The organism is Streptomyces sp. HSW2009 (genome assembly GCF_040240285.1).
Lineage (GTDB): Bacteria > Actinomycetota > Actinomycetes > Streptomycetales > Streptomycetaceae > Streptomyces.
Window position 1 is genome coordinate 1 of record NZ_JBEHZD010000302.1, and the last position, 9,492, is coordinate 9,492.

General features: G+C 72.3%; 8 protein-coding genes and 1 pseudogene. 6 read left to right on the forward strand and 3 right to left on the reverse strand.

Features of this window, described 5'->3' with window-relative positions:
* From AAHZ94_RS21140 to AAHZ94_RS21155, 4 genes and pseudogenes are all read left to right on the forward strand, one after another.
* A pseudogene (locus AAHZ94_RS21140) lies at positions 1-123 on the forward strand (flavodoxin-dependent (E)-4-hydroxy-3-methylbut-2-enyl-diphosphate synthase); the annotation flags it as partial.
* A 122-nt stretch (positions 124-245) separates the two neighbouring features.
* Positions 246-1,091: a GNAT family N-acetyltransferase gene (locus AAHZ94_RS21145; RefSeq protein ID WP_349994552.1), complete on the forward strand. Its 846-nt coding sequence runs from the start codon at positions 246-248 to the stop codon at positions 1,089-1,091.
* 31 nt (positions 1,092-1,122) lie between these two features.
* Entirely contained in the window at positions 1,123-1,692 is a 570-nt protein-coding gene (locus AAHZ94_RS21150) for a GNAT family N-acetyltransferase (protein ID WP_349994553.1), read from the forward strand.
* 677 nt (positions 1,693-2,369) lie between these two features.
* Positions 2,370-4,082 (forward strand): proline--tRNA ligase, encoded by a 1,713-nt coding sequence (locus tag AAHZ94_RS21155; protein ID WP_349994554.1) that lies wholly within the window; start codon positions 2,370-2,372, stop codon positions 4,080-4,082.
* Positions 4,083-4,241: 159 nt separating this feature from the next.
* Here the strand turns inward: AAHZ94_RS21155 and AAHZ94_RS21160 are convergent, their stop codons facing one another.
* The 3 genes from AAHZ94_RS21160 to AAHZ94_RS21170 all read right to left on the reverse strand — a co-directional run bounded on the left by AAHZ94_RS21160 (position 4,242) and on the right by AAHZ94_RS21170 (position 7,218).
* Positions 4,242-5,192 carry an aminoglycoside phosphotransferase family protein gene (locus AAHZ94_RS21160; RefSeq protein ID WP_349994555.1) on the reverse strand — a complete coding sequence of 317 codons (951 nt, stop codon included), beginning with the start codon at positions 5,190-5,192 and terminating at the stop codon, positions 4,242-4,244.
* 402 nt (positions 5,193-5,594) lie between these two features.
* Positions 5,595-6,152 (reverse strand): ferritin-like domain-containing protein, encoded by a 558-nt coding sequence (locus tag AAHZ94_RS21165; RefSeq protein ID WP_349994556.1) that lies wholly within the window; start codon positions 6,150-6,152, stop codon positions 5,595-5,597.
* Between the two features lie 445 nt (positions 6,153-6,597).
* Complete coding sequence (locus AAHZ94_RS21170; RefSeq protein WP_502964729.1) at positions 6,598-7,218, reverse strand: hypothetical protein; 621 nt, start codon at positions 7,216-7,218, stop codon at positions 6,598-6,600.
* Between the two features lie 219 nt (positions 7,219-7,437).
* Here AAHZ94_RS21170 and rimP point away from each other — a divergent pair, with 219 nt between their 5' ends.
* Positions 7,438-7,953 (forward strand): ribosome maturation factor RimP, encoded by a 516-nt coding sequence (gene rimP / locus AAHZ94_RS21175; RefSeq protein ID WP_349994558.1) that lies wholly within the window; start codon positions 7,438-7,440, stop codon positions 7,951-7,953.
* 2 nt (positions 7,954-7,955) lie between these two features.
* The gene (gene nusA / locus AAHZ94_RS21180; protein ID WP_349994559.1) at positions 7,956-8,960 is read left to right on the forward strand and encodes a transcription termination factor NusA; all 1,005 of its coding nucleotides are present in this window, start codon (positions 7,956-7,958) and stop codon (positions 8,958-8,960) included.
* Positions 8,961-9,492: the final 532 nt, after the last annotated feature.

The window sequence follows — 9,492 nt, forward strand, 5'->3', positions numbered from 1 at the left end:
GTCATCAAGACCGTGCCGGAATCGAAGATCGTGGAGACCCTGATCGAGGAAGCGATGAAGATCGCCGAAGAGATGGAACGCGACGGAATTGCTTCCGGTGAACCCCAGGTATCCGTGAGCTGACGCCCGCGGGCGCTACCGCGTTCCCGGTTGCAGGGGGTGCGTCGCGGGGGACCGAGGTACAGTGCGGAAACCGAGTCCCCTGCGGCCCACTGGACCGCAACCACCACGAGGCGTACCGACACGTGCTGACGACGACCACCACCAGGGTCCTTGAGCCGGGCGAGCTCGACGCGGCACTCGCCGTACTCGACCGCGATCCGGTCGCCAATGCCTTTGTCGCCGCACGGGTCCAGACAGCGGGTCTGGACCCGTGGCGGCTCGGCGGTGAAATGTGGGGTTGGTACGCCGGCGGACGGCTTGAATCACTGTGTTATGCCGGGGCCAATCTGGTCCCCATTTGCGCCACGCCGGAGGCCGTACGGGCCTTCGCCGACCGGGCGCGTCGTTCCGGGCGCCGCTGTTCCTCCATCGTCGGCCCCGCCGAGGCCACCGCTGACCTGTGGTCCCTGTTGGAACCGAGCTGGGGCCCCGCGCGCGAGGTGCGCGGCCACCAGCCGTTGATGATCGCCACCGAGATGCCCAACGACATCGCTCCGGACCCGCTGGTCCGCCGCGTCCGCAAGGACGAGATGGACGTGATCATGCCCGCGTGCGTGGCCATGTTCACCGAAGAGGTCGGCGTCTCGCCGCTGGCCGGCGACGGCGGCCTGCTCTACCAGGCCCGGGTCGCCGAACTCGTCGGCTCCGGTCGTTCCTTCGCCCGCATCGACGACGGCCGGGTCGTCTTCAAGGCGGAGATTGGGGCCGCCACCCAGCGCGCCTGCCAGATCCAGGGTGTGTGGGTCGCCCCTGAACACCGCGGGCGCGGCCTCTCGGAAACCGGCATGGCCGCCGTGCTCTCGCACGCCCTGCGCGACGTGGCACCGGTCGTCAGCCTGTACGTCAACGACTACAACGCCGCGGCGCGCGCCGCCTACCGACGCGTCGGCTTCCGTGAGGTCGGCGCGTTCATGAGCGTTCTGTTCTGACGCCACGGGGCCGGCCAGTAGGGTGCGGCTCATGTCGCATCGCGTCGGCGGGCAGCCCCCCGTCCCCCGAGACATCGCCATCGGGCCGCGCGATCTGGCGGCCCGCGTCGACGATGCGCTCGCCGTGCAGGCCCACGCCTTCGGCCTGACGGACGAGGAGATCGGCGTACGGCGCCACATCGTGCTCCGGCACTTCGCCACCCCGGGCGCGCGGGCCCTGGGGGCGACCACCGCAACGGGGCGCCTCGTCGGGTTCGTCTACGGCCTGCCCAACCAGCGCTCGTACTGGTGGTCCACCGTCGTCGCCCCGTACCTGCGTGCCGGCGGGCACGAGGGCTGGCTGGACGACTCCTTCGTCATCACCGAACTGCACGTCCACCCGTCCCACCAGAAGCTCGGCATCGGCCGGGCGCTGATCACCACGATCACCGACGGGGTGGTGGAGCCGCGCAGCATCCTCTCCGCGATCGACGCCGAAACCCCCGCCCGCGGCCTCTACCGCGACCTCGGCTACTGCGACCTGGCCCGCCCCGTCCACTTCCCGAGCGCGCGCAGCCCGTACGTCGTGATGGGGGCGCGCCTGCCGCTGCGCCGGGGGTGATCTCGGTACAGTCGGGGGAGCGCCCGCAGACGTGGGGTACGTCCCGCTGGGCTGGCAGGCGCCGCGGTCCGCGGCGCGGTGCCCACTGACGTCACCAGGGTCGCCGGGACGCGGCGCGCCTTCCCTCGCCCCGTGCGCCGCGTCACGGGCACGGAGCCGCGACGGGGCGCCGATCCTCGCCGGGGGCACGGGGCACGGGGCACGGGGCACGGGGCACGGGGCACGGGGCACGGGGCACGGGGCGGCGGAGCCTCGCGCGCGAGGTGCGGAGTACGGGGCGGGGCGCGCGCAGCTTCGCGCGCGGGGTACCGAGTACGGGGCGTGGAGCGGTGGCGTCCTGTTTGCCTTGGCACGGAGCACGGAGCACGGAGCACGGAGCACGGAGCACGGAGCACGGAGCTTCGGGCCGCAGGGTGTGAGGTGGTGGCGGAATGGGCCCCGTACGGGGCGCAGGGGAGTCTCATGTCGCGCCTGGGCGGATGGGACTTACGGCGCAAGCACGGGGCGCGGAGGCAGCGTCGCTCCGTGCTCCGTGTGATGACGGGGCCGCGGGGCGGTGGCGATGGGCTCCGTACGGGGCACGGGGCGCACGGAGCTCAGGAGACTAAGTCGTTTCCGCGGGGTGACCCGCTGCGGTTAACCTCTCGCCCATCGCACCCGTACGCAGGAGATCTCCCATGGCCCACGCCGCCAATGTCCAGCGCATGTCCACGATGCTGTTCAAGACCCTGCGCGAGGACCCGGCCGACGCCGAGACGGCCAGCCACAAGCTGCTGGTCCGTGCCGGCTACGTGCGCCGTACGTCGGCGGGCATCTGGACCTGGCTGCCGCTGGGCAAGAAGGTGCTGGACAACGTCACGCGCGTCGTGCGCGAGGAGATGGACGCGATCGGCGGCCAGGAGGTCCTGCTGCCGGCGCTGCTGCCGCGTGAGGCGTACGAGACGAGCGGGCGTTGGGAGGAGTACGGCGACCTGCTGTTTCGCCTCAAGGACCGCAAGGGGGCCGACTACCTCCTCGGGCCGACGCACGAGGAGATCTTCACCCTGACGGTCAAGGACCAGTGCACGTCCTACAAGGACCTCCCGGTGATCGTCTACCAGATCCAGACGAAGTACCGGGACGAGGCGCGTCCGCGCTCGGGCGTGCTGCGGGGGCGCGAGTTCCAGATGAAGGACTCGTACTCCTTCGACGTGAGTGACGAGGGGCTGGCCGAGTCGTACCGGCTGCACCGTGAGGCGTACACCCGGATCTTCGCGCGGCTGGGGCTCGACTACCGCATCGTGTCAGCGGTGTCGGGAGCTATGGGAGGTTCGGCGTCCGAGGAGTTCCTGGCGCCTGCCGCGGCGGGCGAGGACACCTTCGTGGACTGCCCGGCCTGTGGCTACGCGGCGAACACGGAGGCCGTCACCTTCACCGTGCAGCAGACGGGGGACGGGGCCGCGCACGGCCCCGTGGAGGAGCTGGACACGCCCGACACTCCCACCATCGAGGCGCTCGCGGTGCACCTGGGCGTGCCGGCCTCGGCCACGCTGAAGAACCTCCTGGTCCGGGTGGACGGCGAGATCGTCGCGGTGGGCGTGCCGGGGGACCGTGAGGTGGACCTCGGCAAGCTGGGCGAGCACCTGGCGCCGGCCACTGTCGAACTGGTCACCGCCGACGACTTCGCCGACCGGCCCGACCTGGTGCGCGGCTACGTCGGTCCGCAGGGCCTGGCGGGCAAGGCGTTCCGCTACCTCGCCGATCCGCGCGTAGCCCCCGGCACCGCCTGGATCACCGGCGCCAACAAGGCCGACACGCACGCCCGCAACGTGGTCTGCGGCCGGGACTTCGAGGTGGACGAGTACCTGGACGTGGTCGTTGTGCAACCGGGCGACCCGTGCCCCTCCTGCGGCGCCGGGATCGAGCTCGACCGCGCCATCGAGATCGGCCACATCTTCCAACTCGGCCGCAAGTACGCCGACGCCTTCGAACTCGACGTACTCGGTCAGCAGGGCAAGCCGGTGCGGGTGACCATGGGGTCGTACGGCATCGGTGTCTCGCGCGCGGTGGCGGCGCTGGCGGAGCAGACCCACGACGGTGCGGGGCTGTGCTGGCCGCGCGAGGTCGCGCCGGCCGATGTGCACATCGTTGCCGCGGGCAAGGCGCTCCAGAACGAGCGTGCCCTGGAGATCGCCGAGCGCCTCGGCGCCCTGGGCGTGCGGGTGCTGGTGGACGACCGCCCCGGGGTGTCGCCCGGCGTGAAGTTCACGGATGCGGAGCTGATCGGCGTACCGACCATCCTGGTCGTCGGCCGCGGCGCGGCGAACGGCGTGGTCGAGCTGAAGGACCGTAAGACCAACGCGCGCGAGGAACTGCCCATCGACGAGGCGCTGGCCCGCCTCACGGCCTGACTGCCACGGGGCGTCCCGTACGCGCCGAGCGGCCCCGTACGGGCGATGCCGCCCGCCCCGTGCCCTGCGCCGTCGACCGCTCCGTCCAGTCCGCCGCCCCGCTCCGTGCGGGGCGGCGTACGGAGCGGGGCGGTTGCGCCGAGCGGGTGGTGCGGCCGGCTAGAGCCAGCCGGCGAACTCCAGCAGCGACTCGCCTTCGTCCCGCTCGCCCCGCGCGAGCCGGTCCACGCCTGCGGTCACGGAGCGGAACAGGGCCCAGCCGCGCAGCCGGTCACGGTCCACCTCCAACGAGTCGGCGAGCTTTTTGATGCGGCGGCGTGCGGCGTTCGCCGCGCCGGGCAGTGCGATCAGGGTGTCGAGACGTTCCCGAGTGAGCCAGGCGAGGTCGTACGCGCGCTCGCCGACCACTGGCCGGGGGGCGATCGCGAGCCACGGGGCCCGGTCGCCGGCGAGCACCTTGCCCTGTTGGAAGACGCCGTGCAGGAGCAACGTCTCGGGGGCGGCGGCAGTGAGTTCGGCGTGCGCGGCCAGGGCATCCTCGATCAGCGGGCCGAGTTCCGTCGCCCACGGCTGGTCGTGTGATGCGCGTAGCGTCGCGGCGTGACGGGCCGTGAGGTCCTGCACGGTGGGGAAGGGATGGTCCGCCGGCGGTGGGACCCACAACCGCCGCACCGTTTCTGCGGCCTCCAACATGGACTTCGACTCCGGCAGCGAACGCAGGCTCACTTCACCGTGCAACCGCTCAAGGAGCAGCGCCCCGTCGGCGGTGGCACGGCGCAGCACCCGCACCGCGCCCGAGCCTCCCCAGTGGTCGAGCGCGGCGCCTTCCCTGTCCGTGCGCTCGGCAACCACGCCCAGCTTGAGTACGGCCGGCGTGCCATCCGGTTGGTGCACCAGGGCCAGCAGGCTGCCGCGCCCGCCCGGGGCCCACACCCGTTCGAACGTCAGCTCCCAGCGCTCCAGCAACGCTTCGAGGCGCTGGGGCGCCGCCGCCAGCCAGGCGGAGCCGGCCGCACCGTGCTCGGCTCGTACGGAGTGGACCAGGCGGTGTGGTGGCTGGAACGAAATCCCCGCGGGTTCCGAACCGTCCTCGTGCGGTGCTGTTGCCATCCCGAGCTGTCCCTTTCCCTTGCCTGACGGTCTCGCGTCGGCCCTGCCCCGTCGTTGCGGCGTGCCCCGGGGCCACGGCTCGTCCGCCTCACCCCGTACGGCTCACACAGTGCGGCCGTTACCCGACGCCGGCACGGACGGCTAGCGTGCCCCGTGCCCCGTGCCCCGTGCCCCGTGCCCCGTGCCCCGTGCCCCGTGCCCCGTGCCCCGTGTGGAGGGTGCGTGGTGCGCCGTGGTCCTGGAGTAATGAGTGTGATCAGGCCATGCGCGGTTGCGCTCCGGGGCGTGCCGAGGGGCGGCCGTGGTGTGTACGGGGAGCTATGGGGCCTGTGTGCCGCCGTAGGTCGGTGTGGGGGACGACCGGTCGCGTCGAACCGTGGCTCCGTTGCCCAGTCCGTCGGCTCACAGCACGTCGGCCGTGTCGCTCGCAGCGATCGTCGGCGCGGTGCCCGCGGCCCGTTCGGCGAGACCAGGAAAGGCTACGCTGCTGCCGCGCCAGCGCACCGCCCGCACTGCCGCTTCCCGCAGCGCCGCTGCCGCCTCGCCGCGGGCTGCTCCGTCGGCCGCCCGTACGAGGTCGGCGTAGACGGCGCAGACCCGGGTCTCCACCTCGCTGGCCAAGCGGGCCGCAGCCGCGGGGTCGGGTACGGGAAAGGGCAGCGCGTAGGCGGCGGCCGAACTGACCGGCTCGCCCTTGAGTGCCCGTACGGCCCGTTCCAGAGCGTCCCGGCGGGCGCGGTGCGAGGTGAGCCCTTCGCGGGCTTCGGCCAGCCGCTTGTCCTCGATCCGCCCGCCGATCACTCCGTACGCGTAGACGGCGGCGTGTTCGGCGGCCAGCGCCGCCTGGGTGGCCCGTAGCGCGCGCTGCGCCGGTGTGCTCCCGTTCTGGTCACTCTCCGCACCGTTCTTGGCGCCGGTGTCATCTCCGGCGCCGGAGACGCGTTCCGGGGCGATGCTCATCGTGGTGGGTCTCCTGCTCTGCCGTGTCCGGTCTGCTGCGCGTTTCGTCCCCGCCGTACGGTGCGACACGGAGCCCCGTCCACGGACCGTCCGTGCTCCGTGCTCCGTGCTCCGTGGGACGTGGGCGGTTGCATGGGTGCGCCGGCGTGGTATCTGCCCCGTACCGTTCCGTGACGTACAGCGTCGGCCCCGTGCCCCGTACGCACCGCAGCACGTTCGCCCCGTGCCCCGTGCCCCGTGCCCCGTGCCCCGTGCCCCGTGCCCCGTGCCCCGTGCCCCGTGCCCCGTGCGTTGCCCACTCCGTACCGTCGACCTCCGCGCGCGAGGCTTCGTGCTCCGTACGGGTCTGTGCTGTGGGGTGGAGAGGTGCGACCGCCTGCGCTGTGGTTCGAGCGGCGGCAGAGAGGCGGCGTGCACGGTGGTCGAGTGTGTGGGGTGCGGGCCGTCATGTGCGGCTCTCTGCCAGGAGGTAGGCGTGGGCGGCGCTGCTTGCGGCGACCGAGGCCAGGAGCCGGGCGAGTTCGGGCGAGGCGGTGGTCAGGGCGGCGAGCTGGGTGTCGGCTGTGCGGCGTTCCGCGCTGGCCAAGGTGGTGAGTGCCGCACGGGGATTCCGCGGTACGTCGTCGGTACGGGGCGCACCGCTGGTGGCTCCGCCGGCCCTTGGGGAGGCTGCCGCCTTGGGCGATTCGGGTCGCGCGGCGGCTGCCGAGGGAGCCGCGGGCGCCGTGGCGGAGGCGGACGGGGCGGGGGAGCCGAAGGCCGCGGCGTGTCGGGCCACTTCGCCACGGAGCGGACGGAGCCGGTTGGCCAGGGCCGGGTGTGCGCTGATGGTCGCGTCGTACCGGACGAGTAGGGCGGCGCTGGCCCGGGCCGCCTCGCTCCGTAGGCGCGCGTCGGCCGAGGTGCGCCCGTCCGAGGCAGCGGTGTCCCGTGAGTCGTCGCTGCAACCGGTCAGCAAGGTCCCGATGCCCGAGATCCCGACCGCCCCGCCGGCGATGGCGAGCAGGCTGCGTCTGCGCGGGCCCGTGGGGTCCGGCGATGTAGTCGTGAGCGGCACGTTCCTCATCCCCTGCTCGTGATCACCGCAGGCGAGCGTACCCACCGCCGCGGCCACAACGGTGCTGCCCCCGCCGCACGGGACCCGTACGGGCCGCACCGTGCGGGCTGCGTTGTGGGGACGGAGCGGGCGCCGGCGCCGAATCGTCAGCCCGCTGCCGGAACAGCTAGGCTTTGATCCGACACGCGACCTTCCCACAACAGCACACGCGGCCGAGGAGTCACCCGGATGAGCACCACCCAGAGCGAGAGGCTGCGCGGACTGCTAGCACCGCTCGTCAGCGCGCGGGACCTGGATCTGGAAGAGGTCGAGGTGACACCGGCCGGGAAGCGGCGTGTGCTCCGTATCGTGGTGGATTCCGATGACGGTGTGCAGTTGGACGCGTGTGCGGAGCTGAGCCGCGCGGTCTCGCAGACCCTCGACGACGCGGACGTGATGGGCGGCGCCCCATACGTCCTTGAGGTCACCTCACCCGGTGCCGACCGGCCGCTGACCGAGCCGCGGCACTTCCGGCGCGCCATCGGCCGCCTGATGAAGGCGCAACTCGTCGCGGGCGGCGAGCTGGTCGCCCGGATCGTCGACGTCGATGACGAGGGGCTCGACCTGGAGGTTCCGGGGGTGAAGGGCCGCAAGCCCACGGAGCGCCGGCTGGCCTTCGACGAGATCTCCAAGGCACGCGTGGAGATCGAGTTCAATCGCAAGACCAGTGAGCAGAAGAACGACGAGAGCCAAGAGGAGGCGTAGCCGTGGACATCGACATGAGTGCCCTGCGGGGTCTGGTGCGGGAGAAGGAGATCTCGTTCGACCTGTTGGTCGAGGCGATCGAGGCCGCGCTCCTCATCGCGTACCACCGCACCGAGGGGAGCCGCCGGCGCGCCCGCGTCGAGCTGGACCGGAAGACCGGTCACGTGACCGTGTGGGCCAAGGAGGACGCCTCCGATCTGGAGGACGCGCCGGAGGGCACGGAGCCCCGGGAGTTCGACGACACCCCGTCGGGCTTCGGCCGGATCGCCGCGACGACCGCCAAGCAGGTCATCCTCCAACGGCTGCGGGACGCTGAGGAGGAAGTGACCTTCGGCGAGTACGCGGGGCGCGAGGGCGACGTCGTCGCGGGCATCGTCCAGCAGGGCAAGGACCCCAAGAACGTCCTGGTGGACATCGGCAAGCTGGAGGCCATCCTGCCGGTGCAGGAGCAGGTTCCGGGCGAGGAGTACACCCACGGCACGCGCCTGCGCACGTACGTCGTGCGCGTCGTCAAGGGCGTCCGCGGCCCGTCGGTCACCCTCTCGCGCACCCACCCCAACCTGGTGCGCAAGCTCTTCGCGCTGGAGGTGCCGGAGATCGCGGACGGCTCCGTGGAGATCGCAGCCGTCGCGCGCGAGGCCGGCCACCGTACGAAGATCGCCGTTCGCTCCACGCGGTCCGGCCTCAACGCCAAGGGCGCCTGCATCGGCCCCATGGGCGGGCGGGTCCGCAACGTGATGGCCGAACTGCACGGCGAGAAGATCGACATCGTCGACTGGTCGGACGACCCGGCCGAACTCGTCGCCAACGCCCTGTCCCCGGCCCGTGTGAGCAAGGTCGAGATCGTCGACCTTTCGGCCCGCTCCGCGCGCGTGACGGTGCCCGACTACCAGCTCTCGCTCGCCATCGGCAAGGAGGGCCAGAACGCCCGCCTGGCGGCGCGGTTGACCGGTTGGCGCATCGACATCCGCCCTGACACGGAGCAGCAGCCAGCCTCCCAGGGCTGATCCCCGTACGACCCCTTGTCGCACGCTGCCCGGGCCGCCCCGACTTCGTACGGGGCGGCCGGGTTTTTGGCGGCGCCTGGGCGATGGGGCACGGAGCAGCGACTGCCCTGCGGACCGCGCATCCGCCGGTTGAACCTTGGGCACGGGGCACGGAGCAGGCTCCGGGGCTCCGCCCCGTGCGTGACGGAGCGACTCGCTCCCGGATGCTCGGTAGGTATGCGCCGTACGACGCAGCAACAGCCCCGTTAGGCGACGGGGCAGCGCCGTCCCGGCCATCCCCTCAGGGCGAGCCAGTCGCGAACCGGCAAAGCGGCCGGCCGGGGCACACGCCAAGACCGCCAAGAGCACCCCGCCCCAGTGGCCACTGCCCCACCCCGGTACCGCCGTCATCGCCGGCCCGCACAGAGCAACAGAAAACCCCTGGCACGAACGCCCCTCATACTCGGCGGAGCCAACGGAGCCAACGGAGCCAACGGAGCCAACGGAGCCAACGGAGCCAACGGAGCCAACGGAGCCAACGGAGCCAACGGAG

Bases quoted from the DNA above. Each gene is read 5' to 3' on its own strand.
- AAHZ94_RS21150 (WP_349994553.1), top strand. From the start codon at position 1,123: ATGTCGCATCGCGTCGGCGGGCAGCCCCCCGTCCCCCGAGACATCGCC.
- AAHZ94_RS21155 (WP_349994554.1), top strand. From the start codon at position 2,370: ATGGCCCACGCCGCCAATGTCCAGCGCATGTCCACGATGCTGTTCAAG.
- AAHZ94_RS21170 (WP_502964729.1), bottom strand. From the start codon at position 7,218: ATGAGGAACGTGCCGCTCACGACTACATCGCCGGACCCCACGGGCCCG.
- AAHZ94_RS21160 (WP_349994555.1), bottom strand. From the start codon at position 5,192: ATGGCAACAGCACCGCACGAGGACGGTTCGGAACCCGCGGGGATTTCG.
- AAHZ94_RS21165 (WP_349994556.1), bottom strand. From the start codon at position 6,152: ATGAGCATCGCCCCGGAACGCGTCTCCGGCGCCGGAGATGACACCGGC.
- rimP (WP_349994558.1), top strand. From the start codon at position 7,438: ATGAGCACCACCCAGAGCGAGAGGCTGCGCGGACTGCTAGCACCGCTC.